The sequence below is a fragment of the Enterobacter sp. KB-280D8 genome, from assembly GCF_041399405.1.
Taxonomy (GTDB): Bacteria; Pseudomonadota; Gammaproteobacteria; order Enterobacterales; family Enterobacteriaceae; genus Enterobacter; species Enterobacter cloacae_N.
Genome location: NZ_JBGKEC010000002.1, coordinates 158,845 through 183,219, shown reverse-complemented (window position 1 = coordinate 183,219; position 24,375 = coordinate 158,845). Strand labels below are relative to the sequence as shown.

General features: G+C 56.1%; 24 protein-coding genes and 2 tRNA genes. 12 read left to right on the top strand and 14 right to left on the bottom strand.

Going from position 1 to position 24,375, the window contains the following annotated elements:
* The first annotated feature begins 104 nt into the window (after window positions 1–104).
* Window positions 105–2,159: a DNA helicase IV gene (helD, locus tag AB8818_RS06410; RefSeq protein WP_163328632.1), complete on the top strand. Its 2,055-nt coding sequence runs from the start codon at window positions 105–107 to the stop codon at window positions 2,157–2,159.
* Window positions 2,160–2,217: 58 nt separating this feature from the next.
* Here helD and mgsA read toward each other — a convergent pair whose 3' ends face one another.
* Both mgsA and AB8818_RS06400 read right to left on the bottom strand, forming a co-directional pair.
* The gene (gene mgsA, locus AB8818_RS06405) at window positions 2,218–2,676 is read right to left on the bottom strand and encodes a methylglyoxal synthase (protein ID WP_116340896.1); all 459 of its coding nucleotides are present in this window, start codon (window positions 2,674–2,676) and stop codon (window positions 2,218–2,220) included.
* 80 nt (window positions 2,677–2,756) lie between these two features.
* The gene (locus AB8818_RS06400; protein ID WP_116340894.1) at window positions 2,757–3,419 is read right to left on the bottom strand and encodes a DUF2057 family protein; all 663 of its coding nucleotides are present in this window, start codon (window positions 3,417–3,419) and stop codon (window positions 2,757–2,759) included.
* A gap of 173 nt (window positions 3,420–3,592) precedes the next feature.
* On the opposite strand from AB8818_RS06400, the gene AB8818_RS06395 reads away from it, so the two are divergent.
* Window positions 3,593–4,006 (top strand): CoA-binding protein, encoded by a 414-nt coding sequence (locus AB8818_RS06395; RefSeq protein ID WP_028012609.1) that lies wholly within the window; start codon window positions 3,593–3,595, stop codon window positions 4,004–4,006.
* A gap of 36 nt (window positions 4,007–4,042) precedes the next feature.
* On the opposite strand, the gene hspQ is transcribed toward AB8818_RS06395, so the two are convergent.
* Window positions 4,043–4,360, bottom strand: a complete 318-nt coding sequence (gene hspQ / locus AB8818_RS06390) for a heat shock protein HspQ (protein WP_008499919.1) — start codon at window positions 4,358–4,360, stop codon at window positions 4,043–4,045.
* A 60-nt stretch (window positions 4,361–4,420) separates the two neighbouring features.
* Window positions 4,421–5,611: a 23S rRNA (cytosine(1962)-C(5))-methyltransferase RlmI gene (gene rlmI / locus AB8818_RS06385; RefSeq protein WP_032658151.1), complete on the bottom strand. Its 1,191-nt coding sequence runs from the start codon at window positions 5,609–5,611 to the stop codon at window positions 4,421–4,423.
* Window positions 5,612–5,785: 174 nt separating this feature from the next.
* Here rlmI and AB8818_RS06380 point away from each other — a divergent pair, with 174 nt between their 5' ends.
* Genes AB8818_RS06380 through yccX form a run of 3 tightly spaced genes read left to right on the top strand, consistent with a single transcriptional unit; the run spans window position 5,786 to window position 7,435 of the window.
* Window positions 5,786–6,343: a kinase inhibitor gene (locus AB8818_RS06380; RefSeq protein WP_163328637.1), complete on the top strand. Its 558-nt coding sequence runs from the start codon at window positions 5,786–5,788 to the stop codon at window positions 6,341–6,343.
* Between the two features lie 10 nt (window positions 6,344–6,353).
* Entirely contained in the window at window positions 6,354–7,142 is a 789-nt protein-coding gene (locus AB8818_RS06375) for an AraC family transcriptional regulator (protein WP_163328639.1), read from the top strand.
* A gap of 11 nt (window positions 7,143–7,153) precedes the next feature.
* The gene (gene yccX / locus AB8818_RS06370) at window positions 7,154–7,435 is read left to right on the top strand and encodes an acylphosphatase (RefSeq protein WP_163328641.1); all 282 of its coding nucleotides are present in this window, start codon (window positions 7,154–7,156) and stop codon (window positions 7,433–7,435) included.
* On the opposite strand, the gene tusE is transcribed toward yccX, so the two are convergent.
* Entirely contained in the window at window positions 7,432–7,761 is a 330-nt protein-coding gene (tusE, locus tag AB8818_RS06365) for a sulfurtransferase TusE (RefSeq protein WP_163329600.1), read from the bottom strand. The genes yccX and tusE overlap by 4 nt on opposite strands.
* Before the next feature lie 87 nt (window positions 7,762–7,848).
* Complete coding sequence (gene yccA, locus AB8818_RS06360; protein WP_013097244.1) at window positions 7,849–8,508, bottom strand: FtsH protease modulator YccA; 660 nt, start codon at window positions 8,506–8,508, stop codon at window positions 7,849–7,851.
* Window positions 8,509–8,777: 269 nt separating this feature from the next.
* Between yccA and AB8818_RS06355 the strand changes: the two genes are divergently transcribed.
* The gene (locus AB8818_RS06355) at window positions 8,778–10,406 is read left to right on the top strand and encodes an ABC transporter substrate-binding protein (RefSeq protein ID WP_163328643.1); all 1,629 of its coding nucleotides are present in this window, start codon (window positions 8,778–8,780) and stop codon (window positions 10,404–10,406) included.
* A gap of 144 nt (window positions 10,407–10,550) precedes the next feature.
* Window positions 10,551–10,638: transfer RNA gene (locus AB8818_RS06350), tRNA-Ser, on the top strand.
* 66 nt (window positions 10,639–10,704) lie between these two features.
* Here the strand turns inward: AB8818_RS06350 and AB8818_RS06345 are convergent.
* From AB8818_RS06345 to AB8818_RS06325, 5 genes are all read right to left on the bottom strand, one after another.
* The gene (locus AB8818_RS06345) at window positions 10,705–11,541 is read right to left on the bottom strand and encodes an alpha/beta fold hydrolase (RefSeq protein ID WP_116340858.1); all 837 of its coding nucleotides are present in this window, start codon (window positions 11,539–11,541) and stop codon (window positions 10,705–10,707) included.
* 224 nt (window positions 11,542–11,765) lie between these two features.
* Window positions 11,766–11,984 carry an acyl carrier protein gene (locus AB8818_RS06340; RefSeq protein WP_116340856.1) on the bottom strand — a complete coding sequence of 73 codons (219 nt, stop codon included), beginning with the start codon at window positions 11,982–11,984 and terminating at the stop codon, window positions 11,766–11,768.
* A 17-nt stretch (window positions 11,985–12,001) separates the two neighbouring features.
* Window positions 12,002–13,435: an AMP-binding protein gene (locus AB8818_RS06335; RefSeq protein WP_192982994.1), complete on the bottom strand. Its 1,434-nt coding sequence runs from the start codon at window positions 13,433–13,435 to the stop codon at window positions 12,002–12,004.
* The gene (locus AB8818_RS06330) at window positions 13,432–14,550 is read right to left on the bottom strand and encodes an MBOAT family O-acyltransferase (RefSeq protein ID WP_163329601.1); all 1,119 of its coding nucleotides are present in this window, start codon (window positions 14,548–14,550) and stop codon (window positions 13,432–13,434) included. The genes AB8818_RS06335 and AB8818_RS06330 overlap by 4 nt, the downstream gene beginning before the upstream one ends.
* Before the next feature lie 128 nt (window positions 14,551–14,678).
* Window positions 14,679–15,815 carry a D-alanyl-lipoteichoic acid biosynthesis protein DltD gene (locus tag AB8818_RS06325; protein ID WP_116340850.1) on the bottom strand — a complete coding sequence of 379 codons (1,137 nt, stop codon included), beginning with the start codon at window positions 15,813–15,815 and terminating at the stop codon, window positions 14,679–14,681.
* 278 nt (window positions 15,816–16,093) lie between these two features.
* On the opposite strand from AB8818_RS06325, the gene AB8818_RS06320 reads away from it, so the two are divergent.
* Window positions 16,094–16,181 (top strand) — tRNA-Ser (locus tag AB8818_RS06320).
* Window positions 16,182–16,313: 132 nt separating this feature from the next.
* Here the strand turns inward: AB8818_RS06320 and AB8818_RS06315 are convergent.
* Window positions 16,314–17,171 (bottom strand): AraC family transcriptional regulator, encoded by an 858-nt coding sequence (locus AB8818_RS06315; protein ID WP_192982997.1) that lies wholly within the window; start codon window positions 17,169–17,171, stop codon window positions 16,314–16,316.
* Window positions 17,172–17,399: 228 nt separating this feature from the next.
* Between AB8818_RS06315 and AB8818_RS06310 the strand changes: the two genes are divergently transcribed.
* The 4 genes from AB8818_RS06310 to AB8818_RS06295 are packed head-to-tail and all read left to right on the top strand — an operon-like array spanning window position 17,400 to window position 22,314.
* Window positions 17,400–19,238, top strand: coding sequence for a DUF2264 domain-containing protein (locus tag AB8818_RS06310; RefSeq protein WP_192983000.1), 1,839 nt, complete (start codon window positions 17,400–17,402; stop codon window positions 19,236–19,238).
* Entirely contained in the window at window positions 19,235–20,515 is a 1,281-nt protein-coding gene (locus tag AB8818_RS06305; RefSeq protein ID WP_192983003.1) for an oligosaccharide MFS transporter, read from the top strand. The genes AB8818_RS06310 and AB8818_RS06305 overlap by 4 nt, the downstream gene beginning before the upstream one ends.
* Before the next feature lie 13 nt (window positions 20,516–20,528).
* A complete protein-coding gene (locus tag AB8818_RS06300; protein WP_192983006.1) occupies window positions 20,529–21,719 on the top strand; it encodes a glycoside hydrolase family 88 protein in 1,191 nt (396 codons plus the stop codon).
* 22 nt (window positions 21,720–21,741) lie between these two features.
* A complete protein-coding gene (locus AB8818_RS06295) occupies window positions 21,742–22,314 on the top strand; it encodes a DJ-1 family glyoxalase III (protein ID WP_166710673.1) in 573 nt (190 codons plus the stop codon).
* A gap of 63 nt (window positions 22,315–22,377) precedes the next feature.
* Here the strand turns inward: AB8818_RS06295 and AB8818_RS06290 are convergent, their stop codons facing one another.
* The gene (locus tag AB8818_RS06290; protein ID WP_192983008.1) at window positions 22,378–23,313 is read right to left on the bottom strand and encodes a PDR/VanB family oxidoreductase; all 936 of its coding nucleotides are present in this window, start codon (window positions 23,311–23,313) and stop codon (window positions 22,378–22,380) included.
* A gap of 11 nt (window positions 23,314–23,324) precedes the next feature.
* Window positions 23,325–24,359, bottom strand: a complete 1,035-nt coding sequence (gene hpxD / locus AB8818_RS06285) for a molybdenum cofactor-independent xanthine hydroxylase subunit HpxD (protein ID WP_192983011.1) — start codon at window positions 24,357–24,359, stop codon at window positions 23,325–23,327.
* Window positions 24,360–24,375 lie beyond the last annotated feature (16 nt).

Sequence of the window (24,375 nt, the reverse complement as noted above, 5' to 3'; positions counted from 1 at the left end):
ATAAAATTAACGCCCAATGATTGTAACGTTTTTTTAGGCTGGAGCACCTTAAAACTGGCAGTTAAACTGTCAGGTAAATTATCTCTTCGTGGATTTGGCGGGACATGGAACTGAAAGCAACTTCTTTAGGCAAACGCCTGGCGCAACACCCCTATGACAGAGTTGTTCTGCTCAATGCCGGGGTGAAAGTCACCGGAGAACGCCACGAATACCTTATTCCGTTTAATCAGCTTCTGGCTATTCACTGCAAGCGCGGGCTGGTGTGGGGCGAGCTGGAGTTTGTTCTGCCTGACGATAAAGTCGTACGTCTTCACGGCACCGAGTGGGCGGAAACCCAGCGTTTCCATCATCACCTGAACGCGCTCTGGCAGCAGTGGAGTCACGACATGAGCGTCATTGCCGCTCAGGTACTGCAGCAGGTGCTGGACGATATTGCCCATAGCAACGCGCAACAAACGTGGCTGACACGTCAGCAGACCGCCGGGCTACAGCAAAAGATCCGGCAGGCACTCTTGGCGCTGCCGCTCTCCGTGACGCGTCTTGATGAGTTCGACAACTGTCGCGACGCCTGGCGTCAGTGTCAGGCCTGGCTGAACGATATGGATAAAAGCCGGCTGGCGCATAATCAGGCCTGGACAGACGCCATGCTCACCCAATACGCCGACTTTTTCAGCACGGTGGAATCTTCACCGCTCAACCCTGCTCAGGCGCGCGCGGTGGTCAACGGCGAGCAGTCGCTGCTGGTGCTGGCGGGGGCCGGAAGCGGTAAAACGTCGGTGCTGGTGGCGCGTGCGGGCTGGCTTCTCACCACCGGGGAGGCCGTTGCCGATCAGATCCTGCTTCTGGCCTTTGGCCGTAAGGCTGCCCAGGAGATGGATGAACGTATCCAGGAACGCCTGCACACCCGGGATATCACGGCCAGAACCTTCCATGCCCTCGCGCTGCATATCATTCAGCAGGGCAGCAAAAAAGTGCCTGCCATCAGTAAACTGGAAAACGACGCGCAGGCGCGGCAGGCGTTGTTTATTAAAACGTGGCGTCAGCAGTGCAGTGAGAAAAAGGCGCAGGCGAAAGGGTGGCGCCAGTGGCTGGAAGAGGAACTCAACTGGGAGGTACCGGAGGGCAGCTTCTGGCAGGATGAAAAACTGGCGCGTCGGCTCGGCTCGCGACTTGACCGCTGGGTCAGCCTGATGCGAATGCACGGCGGCTCACAGGCAGAGATGATTGAAAGCGCGCCGGAGGCGATCCGCGATCTGTTTTCGAAGCGGGTCAAGCTGATGGCTCCGCTGCTGAAAGCCTGGAAAACCGCGCTGAAAGAGGAAAATGCCGTCGATTTCTCCGGTTTGATCCATCAGGCTATCATCATTCTTGAGAAGGGGCGCTTTGTCAGCCCATGGAAACATATTCTGGTGGATGAGTTCCAGGACATCTCACCCCAGCGTGCTGCACTGCTCTCGGCGCTGCGGGCGCAAAATAAACATACCTCGCTGTTTGCGGTGGGGGACGACTGGCAGGCCATCTACCGCTTCAGCGGGGCGCAGCTTTCACTGACGACCGCGTTCCACCACTATTTTGGCGAGGGTGACCGCAGCGATCTGGACACCACCTACCGCTTCAATTCACGAATTGGTGAGATCGCCAACCGCTTTATCCAGCAGAACCCGCATCAGCTGGCAAAGCCGCTCAATAGCCTGCGCCCGGGGGATAAAAAAGCGGTCACCCTGCTGGCGGATGATCAGCTGGAGCCGCTGCTGGACAAGCTCAGCGGCTATGCGAAGCCCGATGAGCGTATCCTTGTGCTGGCGCGCTACCATCACCTTAAACCCGCGGCGCTGGAAAAAGCCGCCACCCGTTGGCCGAAACTGCAGCTTGAATTTATGACCATTCACGCCAGCAAAGGGCAGCAGGCCGATTATGTGATTGTGGTGGGGCTGAAAGAGGGCAGCGACGGTTTCCCGGCCCCGGCTCGCGAGTCGGTTATGGAAGAGGCACTGCTGCCGGTGCCGGAAGACTTTCCGGACGCCGAAGAGCGGCGTTTGCTGTACGTGGCCATCACCCGCGCGCGGCATCGCGTGTGGCTGCTGTTCAATAAAGAAGAGCCATCCGTGTTTGTCGATATCCTGAAGAGTATTGATGTGCCGGTGGCGAGAAAGCCGTAACGGCGTCAGGCAAGATTTTCCAGGCCGGGTAAGGCGTAACCGCCACCCGGCAAAAAAGCTACTTCAGTCTTTCGGACAGATAGCGCTGATAGTCCGGAATAAGGATCTCAACCGGCGAGTTAAACTGCGGTGATTCAATGATGAAATCCGCCGTCGACAGGTTCGTCGCCACCGGAATATTCCACACCGTCGCCAGGCGCAGCAGCGCTTTGACGTCCGGATCGTGCGGAACCGCGTTCAGCGGATCCCAGAAGAAGATCAGCACATCAATTTTCCCTTCGGAAATTTGCGCGCCAACCTGCTGATCGCCGCCCATCGGGCCGCTCAGCATCGCATTCACCTCCAGGCCCGTTTCGCGCTGGATCAGGTTACCGGTGGTACCGGTCGCCGAGAGGGCGTGCTTTTGCAGCAACGGCTGATGGCGGCGAACCCAGTTAAGCAGCATTTGTTTACAGTGATCGTGCGCCACCAGCGCAATGTGTTTACGTTCAGGCAGCGTGCGTGTTGTCAGTTCCATAATCATTTCCATCAGGTTAACTGACTACACGATGACGGGAACCGCCTGACCCTGCAAGAGAAAGGCGTAAAAAATGTGGCTTATGATGAAGGTTGCTGCTTTGCCCACTGTAAAAAGCGGGCCCGCGTGTCGGGATCGGCCTGCTGGAACCAGAATTTAAGACGCTGTTCCGTCAGCGTCTGGGACTGCGGCGGAATAACGTCCAGTTCCGAGACGCCGGATAACAGCGTACTGTCATCCGCCATCATGGTGGCAAACTGCGGAAGGGAGGCGCGTTTACCGGCTTTGTTATAGACCTGCGTCGCGGCCTCGTAGTCTGGGCTTTTCGGGGAGTGGGTCAACGCCAGAATATCCAGCTTCACCGGAATCGGCATCGCATTCCCGTCCAGCAGCTCAACGCGCGGCGAGGCGTCAAAGGCCGCTGATTCCTTCTCCGTTTCAAGGCGAGGCAGGGTAATGTTCACCTGACTGATTTGCCGGGTGTTAAAGCTGACAATCAGCGGCGGAGAGATGTACATCCGTTGCTCATGGTTGTTCAGGCCGATCGATTTTTCGACCCGGAACACCAGCTGATGCGGCCCGTTATCTAACTCAATGCTGTCAGCACCGCGCAATAACGAGCTGGAGACCTTTTTTCCGTCCAGTACCAGGAGATCAATATCGCCAGAAAGCCGGAGCGTGGTGGCAAATACGCAGACCGGCATCACTAACGCAATCAGAGCAGTGGCAATACCGGTTTTCATAGAAGGCTCCCGTCAGAAATCCTTTCGCCGCATTAATGTATCTAAATCTTTCGATAATCACGTTTACTAACATATAGACATATTTCACCGTTTTGCCCTCATACATCTGTATGGGATGGATGGTTGAGATGTGCGCTTTGGCGTACACTTTTAAAAAAGCCAGGAGAAAAACCATGAAAGAGAACGATATTGCCGAGATTCTGACATCCACGCGTACCATTGCGCTGGTGGGCGCGAGCGATAAACCCGACCGTCCAAGCTATCGGGTGATGAAATACCTTCTCGATCAGGGCTATCACGTTATCCCGGTGTCGCCAAAAGTGGCGGGGAAAACATTGCTGGGTCAGCAGGGTTACGCCACGCTCGCTGACGTGCCGGAAAAAATCGATATGGTCGATGTCTTCCGTAATTCCGAGGCTGCATGGGAAGTGGCGCAGGACGCTATCGCCGTAGGGGCGAAAACGCTGTGGATGCAGTTAGGTGTAATTAACGAGCAGGCCGCCGTGCTGGCGCGTGATGCGGGATTGAAGGTCGTCATGGATCGCTGTCCGGCGATCGATATCCCCCGTCTGGGGCTGGCGAAATAATAAAAAAAAGCCCGTCATCGGGCTTTTTTTACACGCTTAGTTCCGCAGGCGCGGAGCCTGTAACTGTTTGCGGATAGTCTGAGCAAGTTCATCCATCGTGGGTTGTTCCGGATGCTCTTCCTGTAGCTCGCTACTCAGCTGCGCTTCGGCAAGGTAGGTATGAACGGGTTGTCCGTCGTCACCTTCCATCACCACATGGTACCAGGGCGCAGCGCGAAGCTCTGCGTTGACCGCCAGCTCGTCTGCTGACGGTTCATCAAGGGAATACTCCGGGTCGATATCCACGACCACACCCAAATACCCTAGCAAAGTGTGGCGGACCTGCTGGCCGATACCGAATTTGCTGGCAATCATAGTCACCTCCCGGGAAACACTACTTACACATTACGTGTGGGCAATATTTCTCTTTTCAAGTTACATGACGCGACAGGCAAACCCTTTCAGATACAGTCCTTCCGGGTAGGTAGCAATCACGGGGTGATCGGCTGCCTGACGGAACTGCTCTATAAATTGTACATCACGCCCGGCATCTATTGCGGCATCGGCGATGATTTTTTGGAATAAATCGGTGGTCATCAGGCCGGAGCAGGAGAAGGTGAGCAGAACCCCGCCCGGATTCAGCAGCTGGATAGCCAGCATGTTGATATCTTTATACCCGCGGCACGCGCCCATCAGCTGGCTTTTGTTTTCCACAAACTTTGGCGGATCCATCACGATGACGTCGAACTTCTCGCCCTGGTCGCGATATTTACGCAGCAGCTTGAACACATCATCGCGAACAAATTCAGCTTTGCTCAGATCCAGCTTGTTTAGCTCGACGTTCTGTTTTGCCACGTCCAGCGCTTCCTGCGAGGTGTCCACGCTGACCACCTGAGCACAGCCACCCATCAGCGCCGAAACGGCGAAACCACCGGTGTAGGAGAAGCAGTTCAGCACGCGTTTGTCGGCAACATACTGACGCGTAGCCAGACGGCTGTCGCGCTGGTCAAGGTAGTAACCCGTTTTGTGCCCGCCCTGAATATCCACCAGCAGCTTCATGCCGTGCTCTTCAATTGGCAGCAGGGCAGGCGGCAGTTCACCCGTGACCGGCCCCTGAGTCAGCTCCATACCCTCTTTTTTGCGCACCGCCACATCGCTGCGGTCGTAGATAGCGCATTCAGGGAACAGGGTTTGCAGCGCGCTAATCAGCGCGGCACGCTGGTATTCCGCTCCTGCGCTCAGGAGCTGCAGCACGAGGAAGTTACCGAAGCGGTCAATGGTGACGCCCGGCAGGCCGTCGGATTCACCGGCAATCAGGCGGTAGCTGTCCAGACCGTCGCGCTTTGCCAGCCAGTCGCGCCACTGCTGCGCCTGCTGAAGACGGCGGACGAAGAAGTCGATATCGATGGTTTCATCTTTATCGAAGGTCCAGACGCGAGCACGGATCTGGGACGCTGGCGAGTAGGCGCCTCGCGCTAACCATTTCCCCTGGTGGTCAACGATATCAATGGTTTCACCGAGGCTGGCTTTGCCTTCCATACGGGCAACCGCGCCGGAAAAGACCCAGGGATGACGGCGCAGTAATGATTTCTCGCGCCCTTTGGCTAACACTAAACGTACACTCATAATTTGCTGTTCTGTCGATTTCAGGGAAATGGCGCGTAGAGTAGCACATTCAGCAAGGCGCAATCATCTGCGGATGCCGTTGAGCGTTTCGGCACAAAATCAAATCGCTTAGGCACATTACGATATTGCAGCCGGCATTACAGTGGGGCTTCCGGTACAGCAGAGGGAGCACCCATGAAAAAGCGAAGTGTGATCGCAATAGCCGCTCTGGCGGCAATGAGTTTTCAGGTTTCAGCGGCAACGCCTTTCAGCATCACCAGTCAGGATATTTCCGGCGAGCGCCATTTAGCGCAGCCGCAGGTATTCGAGGGATTCGGCTGCCACGGCGGTAATCAGTCTCCGCAACTGGCGTGGAAAAGTCCGCCCGCCGGTACGCAAAGTTTTGCCGTTACGGTCTATGACCCGGATGCCCCCACCGGCAGCGGCTGGTGGCACTGGACAGTAGCCAACATTCCCGCGAAGACAACGACGCTGCCCGCTGGGGCCGGAAACCCTAATGGCGAGAAATTACCTGCCGGTGCTGTGCAGGGGCGTAATGATTTCGGTTATTCTGGATTCGGCGGCGCTTGTCCGCCCGCAGGAGATAAGCCTCACCGTTATCAGATTACCGTCTGGGCGCTGGACGTGGATAAACTGCCTGTCGACAAAAATGCCAGCGGCGCGCTGGTCGGCTTTATGCTTAATAGTCACGTTCTGGCAAAGGCGCAGTTAACCGCAACCTACAGCAGATAAGGATGAACCGGTGCAGGAGTTCCATTTTCGACATAAACACCTTACGGCGGGTGAAGTGACCGCCAGCAAAATGCATCGCCTGCACCAGGTTAAGCTCTTTTTTCCGGCCATTTGTCATATCACGCATGGCAGCAAGGTGATTGTGCAGGACGACAACCGACTGGTGGCAACCCGGGATGAGCTGATTATTATCCCGGCCAATACGGCGATGGAGATTATCAATCAGCCTGTAAACGGTCTGTTTCACTCGGATTTGCTGATGTTGTCCCCGGAGATCGTCGCCGAGTTTAAGGCACATTACCTGAAATCCTGGCCGCGCACGACGCTGCATTCGCTTTGTGCTCCGCTGAGCGAAGGGCTGGCGTTTATGTGGGATAACCTGCTGCACGCCGTGCGTCAGGAGTTACCGGAGGCGTTGCAAAAACATCAGGCCTTCGGTTTGTTGCTGGCCTTGCTGCATGACGGCGTGGCAGGTCCGCTGCTTGTTGAGCGGAGCAGTAACCTGACCGAGCAGGTGCGGCAGTTCATTATGCTGTCGCCCGCCAGAGCCTGGACCGCGCAGGACGTCGCCAGCCGTCTCGCATTAAGCGTACCGACGCTGCGCAGGCGGTTACGCGAGGAGTCGCAGAGTTTTCGCCAGATTGTCGAGGAGGTGAGGATGGCCGTTGCTTTGTCGCAGCTACAGTCAACCCGATTACCGATTGGCGAAATCGCATTACAATGTGGGTATCTTTCCAGCTCTCGTTTCACCGCCCGTTTCCGGCAGCACTATGGTTGTTTGCCGAAAACGCTACGTTAAGGAGAAGAAAAATGTCAAAAGTCTGCACCATTGCCTGGGTTCACGGCGTCGTTCAGGGCGTCGGGTTCCGCTACAGCACTCAGCGCGAGGCCGTTCAGCTTGGGCTTACGGGATACGCGCGAAATATGGACGACGGCAGCGTTGAGGTGGTCGCCTGCGGCGACGCTGAGCAGGTTGAAAAACTGATGGCGTGGCTGAAGGCGGGCGGGCCGCGCAGCGCGCGGGTTGATAAGGTGCTAACGGAACCGCATCAACCCGGCCGGGAGTACGTTAACTTCGGTATACGCTACTAAATGCACTTCACCGGTTTTGGCAGGCCGGCAATTTTGGTGGCCTGTTTTGCCGGGCCCTTCGGGAACAGACGATACAGATAGCGGCTGTTGCCTTTCTCTTCGCCGAACTTGTTGGCCATGGCTTTAACCAGCATGCGGATCGCCGGAGAGGTGTTGAATTCGAGATAGAATTCGCGCACGAAACGGACTACTTCCCAGTGTTCGGGAGAGAGGGTAATCCCTTCTTTCTCAGCAATCACTTCTGCCAGCGCTTCGCTCCACTGGCCACTCTCTTTCAGATAACCGTCATTATCGGTCTCAAACTCTTTGCCTTCAAAACTTAACATAGTCATTCACGCGTCAGTCAAAAACCGCAGCAGTGTACCAAAAAACAAAGCCCCGCATAAGCGGGGCCAGGTTCACAGCGCGGTGGGTTAATCCCGGCTGGCGAAGCCCAGGATGCTCAGCAGGCTGACGAAGATATTGTACAGCGACACATACAGGCTCACGGTCGCGCGAATGTAGTTGGTCTCACCGCCGTGAATGATGTTGCTGGTTTCGTACAGGATCGCGCCGGATGACAGCAGGATAAACACCGCGCTGATTGCCAGGTGCAGGGCAGGCAGCTGCAGGAAGATGTTTGCCACCATGCCAATCAGCACCACCACGATACCCGCCATCAGCATACCGCCGAGGAAGGACATGTCCTTGCGCGTGGTCAGCACGTAGGCCGAGCAGCAGAAGAACACCAGCGCGGTGCCGCCCAGCGCCATGCCAATCACGTCACCCATGCCGGCAGACAGGTACGCGTTCAGGATCGGCCCCAGGATGTAGCCCAGGAAGCCGGTGAAGGCGAATGCGGAAAGAATACCGACCGGTTTGTCAGCGGTTTTGTAGGTCAGGAACATCAGGCCATACATGCCCACCAGGGTCAGAATCAGCCCCGGAGACGGCAGCATCAGCACGGTGCTGGCGGTAGCGGTGATCGCCGAAAACGCCAGCGTCAGGCTGAGCATGAAGTAGGTGTTGCGCAGCACCTTGTGGGTACTGAGTAGCGATGTGCGGTCGCGTGAGGAAGTAATTATACGATCCATGAGTCACTCTCTTATGACAGATGTAATTAACGGAAAGAATAGGAAACGGCGCGTCAGTCTCAAAGTGGTTTTACCCATCTTTACTCAGCAGGTTAGCGCCGGAGCTGGTTATTTCTTCTGCAGAAATACGTTTCATCAGTATGAACAACGGTTTGTCGAGATTAATCAGATCAACCTCTTATAGGTTACTGAAAAATATTGCTTTATTACCATAAGGCCGCTAAGAGTTATTTCCGGATCGTCACAAAACAGACAATAAGGCGAAGGAAATGAAACCACAAACACGCACGCGCTTTACGCTCACTTTACTCACCGCAGGGATCCTGTGCGCCAGCACGGCGACCTGGGCGGCGAATGTGCCGGCAGGAACCGCGCTGGCCGAAAAACAGGAACTGGTCAGAAACAACGGTAGCGAACCGGCCTCGCTCGACCCGCATAAAGTCGAAAGCGATGTCGAATTTAATATTATCAGCGATTTATTCGAAGGTCTGGTGAGTGTTTCCCCGTCAGGGGAAATTCAACCACGGCTGGCAGAAAAATGGGAGAACAAGGACAACACCGTCTGGACGTTCCACTTGCGTCCGGGCATCACCTGGAGCGACGGCACGGCGATTACCGCAGAGGATGTGGTCTGGAGCTGGCAGCGCCTGATCGACCCTAAAACGGCTTCTCCCTATGCCAGCTATCCGGGCAACATGCATATCGCCAACGCGGCCGATATCGCTCAGGGGAAAAAATCACCCGACACGCTGGGCGTAAAAGCAATCAACGACACCACGCTGGAAGTGACGCTCACCCAGCCCAACGCGGCGTTTCTGGCGATGCTGGCGCACCCGTCGCTGGTGCCAGTGGATAAAGTGCTGATTGGCCGTTTCGGCGAAAAGTGGACTAAACCGGAGCATTTCGTCAGCAGCGGGGCGTATAAACTGTCTCAGTGGGTGGTCAACGAGCGCATTGTGGCGGAGCGTAACCCGCGCTACTGGGATAACGCGCATACCGTCATCAACAAGGTGACCTACCTGCCCATCACCTCGGAGGCCTCCGATGTGAACCGCTACAAAGCGGGCGAAATTGATATTGTGTACACGGTGCCGATTAACCAGTTTGCCCAGCTCAAGAAAAACCTGGGCAGCCAGCTGGATGTTTCCCCGCAGTTGGCGACCTATTACTACGAATTCAACACCACCCGGCCGCCGTTCAACGACGCGCGGGTGCGTAAGGCGCTAAATATGGCGCTGGATAAAGACATCATTGCCGGAAAAGTGTTAGGGCAGGGACAGCGCCCGGCGTGGCTGATTAGCCAGCCGGACATTGGCGGGGTCAAGCTGCAGAATCCGGATTATGCCAGCTGGCCGCTGGAGAAGCGCATCGCTGAGGCGAAAAAACTGCTCAACGAGGCCGGGTATAACGAAAGCCATCCTCTGAGCTTCAACCTGCTCTATAACACCTCTGAATCGCACCAGCGCATCGCGATTGCAGCCAGCTCTATGTGGAAGAAAAACCTCGGCGTAGACGCGAAGCTGCAAAACCAGGAGTGGAAAACCATGCTGGACACCATGCACACCCACAACTTTGACGCGGTACGTTACGCCTGGATTGCCGACTACGACGACGCGGCGACCTTCCTGAACAACTTCCGTACCGGCGACAGTGAAAATACCAGCCAGTACAGCAACCCGGACTACGATCAAGCCTTGATCAACGCCGCAAAAGCCAAAACGCCGGCAGAGCGGGGTAAGTTCTACCAGCAGGCGGAAGACCTGTTGGGCCGTGATGTGCCAGCCATTCCGGTTTATCACTACGTCCGTACGCACCTGGTCAAACCGTGGGTCGGTGGCTTTACGCCGGATAAGCTGGGGTACTACTTCACAAAAGATATGTACATCAAAAAGCACTAAGCGAGAGGGCTGGATTTTATGCTGATAAAATCGCCGATATGTTGTCAGTTCAACCGATTAAACACGTTTTGGCTATTTTTACAGCGAACGAGTGCAGCCGCTCTTTACAGCATGCGGTGAGGTGTTTATAGTTCGCCTCACTCAGGAAGTGTGGCCGAGCGGTTGAAGGCACCGGTCTTGAAAACCGGCGACCCGAAAGGGTTCCAGAGTTCGAATCTCTGCGCTTCCGCCAGATATAAACCCCAGCTTACTCGTTAAGCTGGGGTTTTTCTTTTGCGCTTATCTGTAAACCTGACGTCTAGGAACGAATAAAGGCCAGAATATCCGCGTTGATGGTATCCGCGTGCGTGGTATGCATCCCGTGCGGGAAGCCCGGATAGATTTTCAGCACGCTGTTCGCCAGCAGCTTATCCTGCAGAAGGGCGGCATTCTTATAAGGCACAACCTGATCGTCGTCGCCCTGCATCACCAGAACGGGAACCGTAATGGTTTTCAAATCCTCTGTCTGATCGGTCTCTGAAAACGCCTTGATCCCCTCATAGTGGGCTTTGGCGCTTCCGATCATCCCCTGACGCCACCAGTTCTGAATCGTACCCTGTGAAACCTCGGCTCCCTCCCGGTTAAAACCGTAAAAAGGACCGCTGGCGACGTCGAGGTAAAACTGGGCGCGATTAGCCGCCAGCGCTTTACGGAAGCCGTCGAAAACCTCAACGGGCGTCCCGCCGGGGTTAGTGTCCGTTTTGACCATCAGAGGAGGAACGGAACTGACGAGCACCGCTTTGGCGACGCGCCCCTGCGGTTGGCCGTACTTCGCAACATAGCGGGCAACCTGACCACCGCCGGTCGAGTGGCCGACGTGCACGGCATTGTGCAGGTCCAGGCTTTCAACCACGGCTGACGCGTCGGCCGCATAATGATCCATATCGTGCCCTTCACTGACCTGATCAGAACGGCCGTGACCACGACGATCGATAGCGATAACGCGATAGCCTTCTGCAAGGAAGAAGAGCATCTGGTTATCCCAGTCATCGGCACTCAGCGGCCAGCCGTGATGGAAAACAATGGGCTGAGCCTCTTTCGGACCCCAGTCTTTGTAGTAAATGTTGACGCCGTCTTTCGTTGTTACGAATGCCATACCGCAGACTCCTCTGTGAAAGACACAACGATCGCTGGCTGAACGCATAGCGAACCATTATTGTCCTGATGATGTTGGCTTGTTTTTTTCCCGTACCGACAGTACCCCTAAAGTGTAGGAGAAATAGTAAAAGCGGTGGGTTTCATTCCTGTGAAAGATATCCAGAAGGGGAGAGCGAATGATGGGCCCCGGTGAGATCCCCGGAGCCATCAGAGGAGCGGGCGTTAACGGTTCTCTTCAATATAGCGGGCAAGATCTGCCGGGGTTTTCAGCACCGTCGCCACGTCGGTCGGCGGGATCGTACAGCCGTAAACGTCCTGCACCTCCAGCACCATGTCGACCGCCAGAATGGAGTCGAGAATGTCGGATTCAATCAGTTCATCGTGAAAGCCCACCTTGCGGGATAACACTTTTTCAAACAGGGCGAGAATATCTTGTTCCATCATTTTTCCTGGGATAATTAATGTGTGCGGGCGTAAGCGTCCAGCAGCTTGCGGTCAATTTTGCCGTTAGGATTCAGCGGCAAAGCGTCTTTTACGATAATTTGTGAAGGCACCATATAGTGGGGAACCACCTTCGACAGTGAGGTTTTGATCGCATCCGGTGCCATATCCGTCACGCAGAACGCGGCGATGCGCAGCACGCTGCCGCAGGGTTTCATCAGCGGCATCACCACCGCTTCGTTAATGCCGGACATGGCCAGCAGGCGGTTTTCGATCTCGTTGATCTCAATGCGGTAGCCATTCAGCTTGACCTGGCTGTCGTTGCGGCCCTGACAGTAGATAAGCCCGTCTTCATAACCGAGATCGCCGGTCCGGTAGCCGCGGAACGCGTCATTTTCCCGACGCAGCAGTTTTGCCGCGTTCTCCTGCGGCAGGCCGAGGTAGCCGCGCATGACGTTTTTACCCCAGATAATCAGCTCGCCCTCGGCGGAAATTTCCATTCGGCTGTCAGGCATCATGACCCCCACCGGCAGCACGGCGCTGTCGCTATTCAGGATCTCATCCGTGATTTCAACCACGGTCGTTGCGATGGTCGCTTCCGTTGGGCCATAGGAGTTGATGATTCTGGCCTGCGGGAAGCGGCGACGCAGCTGTTTAACCAGCGCTTTATTGAGCACTTCGCCAATAAAGATAAAGACGCTGAGTGCAGGTAAATACTCGCTGTTAAAGTGCGGGGAAAGCAGCTGCTGGTAGGCAAAAGAGGGGGTGGAAACCCAGGCGGAGACCGCGTTGCTTTTCAGCCGTGCCAGCCAGCTCTCTTTCTGGATATCCTCTTTAGCGTTCAGCACGATGTGGCCCCCCATCGCCAGATTCGCCAGTAAAGGGATCAGGGAGAGGTCAAAGCTGAACACCGCGTGGTTCATCAGCACCGGTTTTTCCGGCAGCGAAAAGTCCTGACTGACCCACTTCATGAAGTGCCATACGCTTTCACGACCAATCTGCACGCCTTTCGGTTTGCCGGTGCTGCCTGAGGTAAACATGATATAGGCCAGATCCTGCTCCTCCAGCACCTTGCCCGCCTCGCCGGTGGCGAGGAACTGCCGCGTCGCCACGTCGTAATAGTAAGGGGCGCTGGCCAGATGGCAGATCTCCCGGAGGCGCTCCTGCGGGTAAATGCAGTCCACCGGAATGTACGGAATGTTGTGCAGCAGGCAGCTATAAATCGCCACGGCGAATTCGGCCTGCTGGTGTCCGTACAATACGACCGGCGTACCGGCAACAGGCTGGCAACGCTCATAGCGCTGTGCCCAGTCCGTCACGGCAGCGGAAAGCTGCAGCCAGCTTAAGGCCTCGTCGCTGCCGCTGATGGCCAGCTGCTGCGGGGAGGCGGGATCGTATAATGCCGCACGCAAGAAATCCTGCAGTTCCTGCAGATCGGTGTGATTTTTCATAGAGGTGACATTCCACTAAAGATGTAAAGGGAGCCCGCGGCGCTTCCCAGCGTCAGAATTCGCCCTAAAAACGCAACGGCCGGATACTGCAAGCCACGTTGTAACGCCGGGCTGCGTTTGGCTGACCACAACAGCATGTTGTGCGCGACGGAAATCGCGCCAAACAGCGCGCCGCTGATGACGTAATGGCGTTCCAGGCCGTTCCACGCCCCCATGCAGAACAGGGTGCAAAAAATACCGATATTTTGCGCCAGCGTTTTGTTCTGGCGGAAAAAGTTGAACTTCATCAGGTTCATATAAATGGGCATAAACACCACGTCGCGCAGCCATTCAGACAGGCTGATGTGGAAGCGGCGCCAGAAGTCCTGCGGATTTTTCGCCAGAAGCGGCATATTGAAGTTTGCCGGAATGTTCAACCCAAACAGGCGGCCTGCGCCGATGGCCATATTGCTGTAGCCCGCAAAATCAAAGTAGAGGTAGGCGCTATAGGCAATCGACATCACCACGCCCACGGTCAGCGTAAACGGCTTATGGCTCCAGGGCTGCACGACAAGTGAATCAATCAGCATGGCAAACAGGAACTTCTGGATAATGCCGGTAATAATTTGCTCTAACGCGACTAAAAACTGTTCGCGGTTAAGGGCAAAGACGGGCTTGCTGACGTCGCTCATCCATGTCCGCCAGCGGTACATTGGGCCAGCCAGAATAATAAAAGGCATAAACAGATAGCAGAAATAGTGCAGGAAATTCTGCCCTTCTTTTTTACTGCGATAGAGCAGCACGTCCACCGCGCGGAACGTCATAAAAGAGAGGCCGATCATGCCGAGATGATGATTAACGTGCAATTTCACCAAAAATAAAGGAAGCAGCGTTAACACAATAGCCTGCCAGGTTTTTAACCATCCTTTTTCTTTTAACGTGGCGACAAGGTAAAAACTGAAAAAAACGACCGCGGGAACACGGTAATCACCCTGAAAAATATAGCCCCAGCCTAATGCAGCCAGGACGGATAAGGCCGATAAATAAGTCAGACGATGACGTAATACGCGATTGACCAGCGCAAACACCAGGGCGGATGAAAACAAATAGACAAAAAACATTCCTGAGCTATACATCATTCGGCCTCAGAACTTTTGATATTCAAAATGCAGCTGCATACTCATGCTGTCATCGACAGCGGTCCACGCGACGATGGTGATCGCCAGCAGGAGATAAAGGAAAAAAAGACGGATCGCGATTTTCATTATTTAAAGCTCTGTGCAATAAAGCGAATCATAGGAACCCAGGCCAGTTCGGAAGGGTGCAAACGATCCCAGTTCCAGCCATTCTGATAAGGCATGGCGTACATATCTAAATAAGGGATCTGGTTCTCTTTCAGAATGGTTTGAATTTGCTTATCAACCGGGCGGAAGGTGTCGGTATTGTAAAGCGCCCAGGGGTTTACCGGGTCGACGATCGCAATCACCTGCACGTGACGGTCTTTCAGCAGCTGGACGGTTTTTCTGAATGCGGCGATTTGCGCAGGTACGACCGGCGTGTCATCCCACTGCTGCCGTGTACCGTCCTCCTCGTAAATCGTTTTGTCCATCCACAGGGTGGCCGCGCTCTGCTGGCGTTTTTTATTTAACTCGCGGGCATTCGCCAGCTCTTTATCCCAGTCAGGGGCAATGTGGGTGGTTGGCTGCGGCGGCCAGGGTTGCGCCGTTTTTGGCGTAATGTTGAGCAGCGACAGCCAGTCGTTTTTTATCAGGGTGCAAAAATTTGCAAACTGAAAACTGAGTTCATCCCAAATCAGGTCGGGGTGCCAGCCGTAGATACGCATTTGGCCAAAGGTTAAATGGCTTATCCCTTTAGGATCAATATGCTTTACGTCATTCACCAGTATCGGACGCGCTTGCGGATCTTTCATCAGAGGATTAAAAACAGAACCCGGGAAATTATCCGCATAGATAGCGGGCGGCAGACCTTTTGAGTAAAAGGCGTCGGGTGCGAGAAGCAATACCACTTTGCTGTTTGCATTAAGGCTATTTTTAAAACGCGAGAGAAGTAAAAATTGCGTTTCGTCATCGACAAACGCATCGCCATAGGCCACGACGGGCTGGTGTAATTGCTTATTAAAATAATTATATACGGCGTAATGTTCATCTTCTGAGGTGGCAACCTCAGACGCGCCGATGAAAAAAATAGCGTTCCCTTCGAGGGCATGAGAAATGGTGGCTATTTTTTCCGCCTGTTCTTTAGCCGTCCCCGCCATGGATTTGATCAACGGCTGGAATGTAAGCGGCGGATCAAAGCTTGTCACCAGCGGGTGAAAGCTCAGGGCTAAAATGGCCAAAACCGCCATCAGGATATGTAAGCAAAACGTATTTTTGATTTTCATCATCAACCAGTAAGGTTATATGGCGGTAATGCGTTAAAACCCGCGTTACCCGGGTTTATTACAATTACACAACAATTGACCGTCTATTTTTGGGGCATTCTATACCACGGTGATTTAAAAGAATGAGCGTTGCTGTGTAACGGTATGTACAAGGTGGGAGGAAGCGATGGAAGGGCGGCGTCCGGGTGACTTTTTGCGCAGTCAAACGCCTGTGGGGAAAAATAGAAAAATTCCTGCTTTACAAGGCGCTAATAGATGTTTATAGTGCGCCTCACTTTGGAAGCGTGGCCGAGCGGTTGAAGGCACCGGTCTTGAAAACCGGCGACCCGAAAGGGTTCTAGAGTTCGAATCTCTACGCTTCCGCCAAATTCGAAACCCAGGTCGTTATGCGACCTGGGTTTTTTTGTGCACAGAAGACCCCCGGCCAGGCTGGAGGTTCAGCAAACCCGTCTGCTTTGATCCAGCGTTCAAAATCCCCTTTGATTTGTTAAAACCGTCCTAACAGGGAATTCTGGTGCAGCGGACACTGCGTCGATACTGCAGTGGCGTCTGACGCATCATCTTTTTAAAGCAGGTGATGAAATAGGTCACCTCGCTAAACCCGACTGCCAGGGCGATGGTGTCAATAGGCTCATCGCTGTACCGTAACAGCTCGCAGCTGCTTTTTATTCGCCGGGTCAGCAAATATTCGTGGATAGTACCGCCGGTCTGCTGGCGGAAAATGCGTGAGGTATAGCTGCGCGAAAGCCCCAGGTCGTGCGCTAGCTGGTCGAGCGAAAACTTGCTGGCATAGTGGGCTTCGACCCAGCTCATAATCCGCGAGGCGACGGTCTGCTGGCGCGGAGGGTAGGGCTGCGGCTGCTCGGGCAGAAACGTCATGAGCTGCATCACCAGAAATGCAACCTCGCAGGCCTCGGTCTGCTCGTTGCCCTCCAGGCGCTGAAACTGTTCAAGGATCCTCTCGATAAACGCCGCGTGATTGCTGAGATCGTAAATCTGTGCTGGCAGATTGCTGGCGGCCAGCGCGGCGAACCGGGCCTGATGGCGCGGGAAGGCGCTGAGCGCACTTTCGACGACCGATTGCTCAATGTGCATGGTAGTGCGGTGATAGGGGTTCTTATCGCTATGATCCACCTGCACTTTGTGCAAGCGGAAGGGTGGGAAGATAAATAATCGCCCCGGACGGGCGGTGTAGTGCTGATTATCCACCACCACGATGCCGTAGCCGCTGGAGATATAGAGCAATTCAACGCATTGATGCCAGTGGTAGTAAATCGCGCTGGTGGTGTACATGCGGTTGAAAGAAATGGCCTGCCGATCGAGCGTAATGCGTTCCAGCAGCTGCGCTTCACCCATTTTACCTCCAGAACAACAGATTTAAATTTTTAGGCCATCATTTGTAATTTATCCCCCTCGCGTTCGACAAAATCCAGTAAAAATGAAATGGCGGTTTATTTTTGTGAGTCGGCTCACTCAGCGCCGGGAATAAAAGCAGGTACTCTTCATTCAGACGTCGCCCTCGTGGCTTTAAAAAGCCTAATAACAATAACTTATCTCTACCCTCGTGTAATGCGGGAGGACCCTGTGCAACCTGAAAATATTCATCTGGATAATCCACTGACAAGCCGGGAAGAGGTGCAACGGCTGGTCAACGATATGCTGAACGCGGTGGCGCCCTGGTTTAAAAAAGACGCCAGCCGCATTGATTTAGCGAACTTTACCGCTCACTACGGCCAGCGTGTCGCGAGCATGGAAGCGTTTTCCCGCCTGCTGTGGGGCGTGACGCCGCTGTTGGCTGGCGGCAGCGAGCCGCAGCACTTCTCATTCTATTTACAGGCAATAAAAAACGGCACCAATCCGCACCATGCCGATTACTGGGGCGACGTCGGGCCTTACGATCAGCGAATCGTTGAGATGGCGGCCTACGGGCTGCTGCTGGCGCTGGCGGGTGAAACCGTACTGGCACACTTCACCGAGACGGAGAAAGAGAATTTATGGTGCTGGCTAAAGCAGTGTGAGACTCAGGATATCCCCGATAACAACTGGCACTACTTTCCAATTCTGGTGCAGGTCGGCTTCCATTATTGCGGCATGCCAACCAACCCGCAGGCGCTGGAAGCTCATTTTGCTGCCATGGAGCACTACTACCTCGGCGATGGCTGGTATTCCGATGGTCCGGGCCGGCCGCGCGACTATTACATTTCGATGGGCTTCCATTTCTATGGCCTGATTTATGCGAAGCTCATGGCCGGGGTCGATCCACAGCGTTGTGCAACGCTGCGTGAGCGGGCCGCGCGTTTCTCCTCTGACTTCATCCATTTTTTTGCCGAAGACGGCGCGGCGATCCCGTTTGGCCGAAGCCTGACCTACCGCTTTGCTGAGGCGGCGTTCTGGAGTGCGGCGGCCTTCGCTGGGCTGGAGGTCTTTTCGCCCGGCGTGATTAAGGGCATCGTTCTGCGCCATCTGCGCTGGTGGCTGAAGCAGCCGATGTTCGACCGCGATGGCGTACTCAGTGTCGGCTACAGCTACCCGAATCTGGCGATGGCGGAAGACTACAACGCGCCGGGTTCACCGTACTGGGGCCTGAAGACCCTGCTGGTGCTGGCATTAGATGAGGGCAATGCCTTCTGGCAGGCGGCTGAGCTGCCGCTGCCGCCGTTGCCCGCGCAGCACACGATAGCCCACGCGGATCAGGTGGTGGTGCATCAGGCCGATCACCTGTGGATGCTGACTTCCGGCCAGCTGGAGCTGAACAACTTCGTCAATACCGAAGCGAAATACTGCAAATTTGCCTATTCCACCCGCTTTGGCTTCACCTTTGAACGCGGGCGCTACGGCCTGAACCATGCCGCACCCGATTCGATGCTGCTGCTGGCCGAAAAGGATAACTACTGGCGTGGCCGCCGCGAATGCCAGCACGTGGTAACCACAAACGGCACCATTTACAGCCGCTGGCTGCCGTGGCGCGATGTGGTGATTGAGACCTGGCTGCTGGCGCTGGATGACTGGCAGCTGCGCGTCCATCGTATCGATACCCGGCGCGCGCTGGACTGCGCGGAAGGTGGCTTTTGCCTGGCAAACCGCCCGCAGCCGCAGGTCCACGAGAGTGACAGCGCCTGCTGGTTACGCAATGTCCGGGATGTATCAGCCATTTTCTGTCTCCATCCGCACGCCCGCCGCGGCGAGACGGTGTTGACGCCGCCAAACAGCAATCTTTTGTTCGCCGAGCGCGCGGCGGTGCCGCTGCTGCGCGGTGAACTCGACCCCGGCAAGCATGTGTTAATCAGCGCGGTGTGGGCGGGAAATGCCGCCGACTTCGAGCCGCAACGCTGCCCACAGGCCATCATTAGCGATGACGCGGTACGCTTCGTGACGGCACGACAAGAAACGACGCTCGTTCTGGCTCCGGAGGCATCACTATGAGCACATCATCGTCCGTACGCGCCGCGCAGTACAAAATGAGTACCTTTATTTTCCTTTACTTCTTCACGTGGTCATCCAGCTTTGGCCTGTACGCCCTGTGGCTGAGCCAGAAAGTAGGCCTTGATAGCGTCACCATCGGCAGCGTGTTCGCTATTAATGGCGTCTTCGCGGTGGTCCTGAAGCCGGTGTACGGCTACATCATGGACAAAATCGGCATGAGCAAGTGGCTGCTCTATTTTGTCTGCGCCATTTCTGCGCTGATGGCGCCGTTTTTTGCGCTGGTATACCAGCCGCTGCTGCAAAGCCATGCGATGGCGGGGATTATCATCGGCGCGCTGTATCTGAGCCTGGGCTGGTACGCCGGCGTGGCGGCGTCTGAATCTTACGCCGACCGCTTTAGCCGCCTGTACGGGCTGGAGTTTGGCCGCATCAGAATGTGGGGTTCACTCGGCTGGGCGATGGCGGCTTCGGTCTCCGGGCTGTTGTTTAACGTCACCCCGCTGGCCAACTTTCTGCTCAGCAGCGGTACCTCGGTAGTAATGCTGCTGGTGCTGATTAGCCTCAAAATCGGCGACGAGCAGCTGCGCAACAACAGCGTCATCTCCGCCAATAAGATCGTCTTCGCCGACGTGCTGATGCTGCTGAAAAACCGCAAATTCTGGATGTTCAGCCTCTACGTTGCCGGGGTGGCGTGGATGATGTTTATCGCCGAACAGCAGTTCCCGCGCTACTTCGTGTCGTTCTTCGCCACCAAAGAGCAGGGGAATGCCTGGTACGGCTACCTGAGCACCGTCCAGTCGGGGATGGAGTTCGTGATGATGATGTTTATCCCGTGGCTGGTGAACCACTACGGCGCGAAGCGCGGCCTGCTGTTCTGCGGCTGCGTGGTAGGAGCACGGCTGATCGCCTCCGGACTGACCAGCGACCCGATTGTTATCTCCATCATCAAACCGTTTTATGGCGTCGAGATCGCGCTGCTGCTGATTTCGGTCTTCAAATACATCGCCGAACATTTCCATCGTCGGGTTAACGCCACGATGTACCTGCTGGGCTACCAGGCGATGATTTACGTTGGCTCGATTGTGGTCGCCCCGCCTGCCGGCTACCTGTACGACAGGATAGGCTTTGAGCATACCTATCTGCTGATGGGCTGCTGCGCCCTGATATTTACCCTGATTTCCGCCTTTACGTTGTCGCGCTGCCAGTCGACGCGCGATGACTCACGACCCTTTGCTCCGGCTTTAGATACCGCCCCGGTTGAACCGGCCAAACATTAATTCAGGAGTTGTTATGACCAAATCTGTTATCACCGAAGCGCTGCGGCCGATCGAGCTGCATCAGGTCGATCGCCTGGCGCTGAGCCAGAAGCTGGAAGCGGCGTTATCCCGCGTCACGCGCAAGCTCGACAAGAATATTGTCGCCTTCGGCGATAAGTTCCCCGGCGAAGCCTGTGAGAAGGGTGTCTGGCCGCGCACCGATAACGTGGAGTGGACCACCAGCTTTTGGCCAGGGCAGCTGTGGCTGGCGTGGGAGATGACCGGCAAAGCGCATTATCGCGAAGCCGCCGAGCACTATTTACCGTCGTTCGCCCGGCGTATTGAGCAGCGCATCGACACCGCAACGCACGACCTCGGGTTCCTCTATTCGCTCTCCTGCATCAGCGCCTGGCGGCTCACCGGCAATGAAGCCGCTCGCCAGTCGGCGCTGCTGGCGGCAGAGCGTCTGATGGAGCGTTTTAATCCGACGGCCAACATTATTCAGGCGTGGGGAGATTTAAACGACCCGGAGCAGCAGGGGCGAATGATCATCGACTGCAATATGAACCTGCCGCTGCTGTACTGGGCCAGCGAACAGACCGGGGATCCGCGCTATGCGCAAGCGGCGACGGCGCACGCCGGACAGGCAGCGAAGTATATCGTGCGTGAAGATGCCTCGACTTATCACACTTACTATATGGATGTGCAGACGGGTGAGCCGCGCTTTGGCAATACCCATCAGGGCTACAGCGATACCTCGTGCTGGTCGCGCGGCCAGGCATGGGGCATTTACGGCTTTCTGCTCAGCTATCAGCACACCGGCGATAAGCAGATGGTTGAGCTGTCACGCAGCCTGGCGCATTACTTCCTCAACCGTCTGCCGGAAGATGATATTTGCCACTGGGATCTGGCCCTGCTCGGTACCGACGCCGTGCGCGACAGTTCAGCGGCGGCGATTGCCGCCTGTGGCCTTCTGGAGCTGGTCAAGGCGCTGCCGACGCTCGACGCAAACCGCGCGTATTATGAAGAGATGGCGCTGCGTATTGCGCAGTCGCTGACCGATAACTACCTTGCCCATGACGACGATCCGACCGAAGGGCTGCTGCAGCACTCGGTTTATCACATGGGCAGCGGTAAGGGCGTCGATCAGTGCTGTAGCTGGGGTGACTATTTCTATCTTGAGCTGCTGGCGCGGTTGCGACAGATTTGGCATCCGTACTGGTAAGCCTTAAGCAATGGAGAGCAAGATGAAAAGCGTAGCCGTGCTATTAGCCCCCGGTTTTGAAGAAGGGGAAGCGATCGTCACTGTCGATATCCTGCGCCGCCTGAATATTACGGTGCAGACAATTGCCTGCGGCGAGAGTCGCGAAGTGGTGAGCTATCACGCCATCTCTGTGATGGCGGACAGCACTCTGCAGGTCAGCCTCGACCAGACCTTTGACGCCGTGGTGTTACCGGGAGGCCCGCAAGGCAGCGTTAACCTGGCGAAAAGCGCGGAGGTTATTGCCTTCGTCCGCCGCCACGATGAAGCGGGCAAATATATCTGCCCGATCTGCTCCGCCGCCGCTCGCGTGCTGGGCGGCAACGGACTGCTGAAGGGGCGTCGCTATGTCTGCTCCGGCGAGTTGTGGAAAACGGTCAGCGATGGCATTTACGTCAATGCCGACGTGGTGGAGGACGGCAATCTGCTGAGCGGCCGCGGGCTGGGCAACGTGTTTGATTTCGCTTTTACCCTGGCGGCGCGATTGCAGGGCGATGAAGCGTTGGCGCGCGAGCAGGCCAGCCATATTGATTACGCGTGGCAGCCGGGACGCGTCTGATAACAAAGCCTTACCGGCACATCTGAAAAACCTCCGGCTGTGCCGGAGGATATTTATTTCGTTTTACAGCCCAATCACCAGCTCCCTGGAATGGCTCCGAGAACAGCACAGCGCCACCTGCTGGTCCGTTGCGCTTTTTTCCGCCTCCGACTGCACGCTATCCCGGTGATCCACCACGCCGTCAATCACCGGCGTCAGGCAGGCACCGCAGATCCCCATTTCGCAGGACAGCGGCACGTCCACGCCGTTTTCCTGCAGTACCCGGGCGATGGTTTTATCCGCAGGCACCGGCCAGCGCTCCCCGGTGGAGGCGAGTTTGACCGTAAAGATCTCGCCGGATTCACCGCCCGTGACAGGCGCAGCGGGCTGAAACGCCTCGCTGTGGATATGGTCGTCCTCCCATCCCTTCGCCGTCGCCACCTCACGCACTTTTTCCATAAAGCCCGCCGGTCCGCACACCCAGGCGCGCAAACCTGCCTCTGGCGCGGGAAGGTGCTCTGCCAGGGTGGATCGCGGGCTGGCGGTATGAATAATGCACTTACCGCACTGCAGGAGTTCGCGCGCAAACGCCGCACTTTCACGGTTTTTGACGTAATAGTGCAGCGTAAACGGCGTACCGGACGCCTTCAGCTGCAGGGCCATCGCATACAGCGGCGTAATGCCAATCCCCGCCGCCAGCAGCAACACCCGCTCAGCCTGATGCAGCGGAAACAGGTTGCGCGGGGCAGAGATCGAAAGCGTCTGTCCGGGACGCAGCGTCTCGTGAACGTAGCGCGACCCGCCGCGCGAGGCGGCTTCACGCCCCACGCAGATAAGATAGCTCTCGTCCTGACATGCCCCGGTCAGGGAGTACTGGCGCACCACGCCGCTGGGCAGGTGGACATCAATATGCGCGCCGGGCTGCCACGGCGGCAGCGTTTCGCCGTTTTCGGCCACCAGCCTGACGGCAAGGCTTTTATCCCCCTCACGCCACAGCCCGTCGACAATCACGTTCAGCATATCGGCCTCCGTCATACCAGGAAAAATTCGCCAAAGCCCATTTTTTTCAGTCCCCGGCGGTAGGCAATTGAGCTTTTATCGGCGGGAATATGGGCTTCCAGCGTCAGATCCAGCGGCAAACTTTCCGGGCGCTGGGTTTCCACCATCAGTCGATCTTCCTCGAAGATGCGCAGGTTAAAGGCATGCACGTCCTCCACCGGAATATGCAGGTCAAAGTTACGCGCAATAGGGGCGAACATGCGGGTCACGCGCGATGACACGGGCGAGGCGGCGTTCATAATCACCAGCCGCGATTCACCCGGAAAATGAATCGTCAGCGTGGCGGTAAACGGCAGATGCATCTCGAAATGACGCAGCCACTGGAAGCCGTCCGGAGCCTGCACGTCAGAGCTGGCTGGGTAATTGCTCACGGAGCTCCAGTAATCGGCCACGAAGCCGAACGGCGTCTCCTGCGGCTGATAGGTGGGAACCAGCTGATTATTGGGATCCGCAAAGGTATCGGTGTGGATCCACGCAAAGTGTGCCACGTCCAGAAACCCCTCCACCTGACGCCCGGCGAAGCCGTTCACCTCAAACGGCGGGCAGTTAATCTGCTGAAATCCATCGTCATCCCAGTGCGGCATAGCGGGCAGCGGCGCAGGATTGTCCGGGTCAAACGCCAGGCAGGTCCAGATCAGGCCGAAGCGCTCCTCCACGGCATAGTTAATCAGGTTCAGCTTCGCCGGAACGGGCTGGTCGGGGCTGGACGGAATACGGTTGCAGCGCCCGTCCTCCCCAAAGCGTAAGCCATGATAGGGGCAGATAATCCCGTGCTCGTCGTGAAAGCCGAGCGTCAGCGGCACGCCGCGGTGCGGGCACACGTCACGGGCGACCACGACCTGGTCGTGGATCCGGTAAATCACCAGCTGTTCATCCAGCAGGGTCGCTTTGACCGGTGCCGGGCCGACGTCGCAGGCGCGCGCAACCGGATGCCAGCATTTCGCCAGGCGCAGCCAGTCCTCTGGCTCAAACGTGCAGTGGGCGGGTGGTGTCGGTTCTCTTTTCATCGTTGTCCCTCTTGCG

Coding starts and splice junctions, on each gene's coding strand:
- helD (WP_163328632.1), top strand. CDS start 105: ATGGAACTGAAAGCAACTTCTTTAGGCAAACGCCTGGCGCAACACCCC.
- mgsA (WP_116340896.1), bottom strand. CDS start 2,676: ATGGAACTGACAACACGCACGCTGCCTGAACGTAAACACATTGCGCTG.
- AB8818_RS06400 (WP_116340894.1), bottom strand. CDS start 3,419: ATGAAAACCGGTATTGCCACTGCTCTGATTGCGTTAGTGATGCCGGTC.
- AB8818_RS06395 (WP_028012609.1), top strand. CDS start 3,593: ATGAAAGAGAACGATATTGCCGAGATTCTGACATCCACGCGTACCATT.
- hspQ (WP_008499919.1), bottom strand. CDS start 4,360: ATGATTGCCAGCAAATTCGGTATCGGCCAGCAGGTCCGCCACACTTTG.
- rlmI (WP_032658151.1), bottom strand. CDS start 5,611: ATGAGTGTACGTTTAGTGTTAGCCAAAGGGCGCGAGAAATCATTACTG.
- AB8818_RS06380 (WP_163328637.1), top strand. CDS start 5,786: ATGAAAAAGCGAAGTGTGATCGCAATAGCCGCTCTGGCGGCAATGAGT.
- yccX (WP_163328641.1), top strand. CDS start 7,154: ATGTCAAAAGTCTGCACCATTGCCTGGGTTCACGGCGTCGTTCAGGGC.
- tusE (WP_163329600.1), bottom strand. CDS start 7,761: ATGTTAAGTTTTGAAGGCAAAGAGTTTGAGACCGATAATGACGGTTAT.
- yccA (WP_013097244.1), bottom strand. CDS start 8,508: ATGGATCGTATAATTACTTCCTCACGCGACCGCACATCGCTACTCAGT.
- AB8818_RS06355 (WP_163328643.1), top strand. CDS start 8,778: ATGAAACCACAAACACGCACGCGCTTTACGCTCACTTTACTCACCGCA.
- AB8818_RS06345 (WP_116340858.1), bottom strand. CDS start 11,541: ATGGCATTCGTAACAACGAAAGACGGCGTCAACATTTACTACAAAGAC.
- AB8818_RS06340 (WP_116340856.1), bottom strand. CDS start 11,984: ATGGAACAAGATATTCTCGCCCTGTTTGAAAAAGTGTTATCCCGCAAG.
- AB8818_RS06335 (WP_192982994.1), bottom strand. CDS start 13,435: ATGAAAAATCACACCGATCTGCAGGAACTGCAGGATTTCTTGCGTGCG.
- AB8818_RS06330 (WP_163329601.1), bottom strand. CDS start 14,550: ATGTATAGCTCAGGAATGTTTTTTGTCTATTTGTTTTCATCCGCCCTG.
- AB8818_RS06325 (WP_116340850.1), bottom strand. CDS start 15,815: ATGAAAATCAAAAATACGTTTTGCTTACATATCCTGATGGCGGTTTTG.
- AB8818_RS06315 (WP_192982997.1), bottom strand. CDS start 17,171: ATGGGTGAAGCGCAGCTGCTGGAACGCATTACGCTCGATCGGCAGGCC.
- AB8818_RS06305 (WP_192983003.1), top strand. CDS start 19,235: ATGAGCACATCATCGTCCGTACGCGCCGCGCAGTACAAAATGAGTACC.
- AB8818_RS06300 (WP_192983006.1), top strand. CDS start 20,529: ATGACCAAATCTGTTATCACCGAAGCGCTGCGGCCGATCGAGCTGCAT.
- AB8818_RS06295 (WP_166710673.1), top strand. CDS start 21,742: ATGAAAAGCGTAGCCGTGCTATTAGCCCCCGGTTTTGAAGAAGGGGAA.
- AB8818_RS06290 (WP_192983008.1), bottom strand. CDS start 23,313: ATGCTGAACGTGATTGTCGACGGGCTGTGGCGTGAGGGGGATAAAAGC.
- hpxD (WP_192983011.1), bottom strand. CDS start 24,359: ATGAAAAGAGAACCGACACCACCCGCCCACTGCACGTTTGAGCCAGAG.